This window comes from Oleiphilus sp. HI0123 (assembly GCF_001635315.1).
On sequence record NZ_LWGE01000699.1, the window covers coordinates 1 to 432 of the forward strand.

General features: G+C 44.4%; 1 protein-coding gene. It reads left to right on the forward strand.

The genetic code is table 11. The features are described from left to right. Positions 1 to 9: 9 nt before the first annotated feature. Positions 10 to 432, forward strand: a 423-nt coding sequence (locus tag A3761_RS06290) for a TrmH family RNA methyltransferase (protein WP_369808185.1), incomplete at its 3' end; no start/stop codon positions are given.

Sequence of the window (432 nt, forward strand, 5' to 3'; positions counted from 1 at the left end):
ATATTGCCAGTGACTCAAAATAATATAGCGCTTAGTCGTGAAGAAAAACTGAGTGACCTGGTGACAGTTGTATTGGTTAGAACTAGTCATCCGGGAAATGTCGGTGCAGTTGCTCGTGCAATGAAAAATATGGGCTTAAGTCGCCTGGTCTTGGTCTCGCCATCAGAAGCCTATGAAAAAGATGAGCATGGTGAAATTGTTTATTTGTCTCCCTTAAATACTCACGATGCGATTAGGCGAGCTTCAGGGGCTGAAGATATTCTGGCAAAAGCAATGGTCTGCACTTCGCTTGATGAGGCTTTGGCTGGTAGTCAGATAGTGATTGGTGCTAGTGCCCGCAGTCGTAAAATGACTTGGCCGCTTATGAACCCTAGAGACTGTGCTTCCTTAGTGCTTGACAAGGTTTTAGCAGATGAAAACATCGACTCTAAT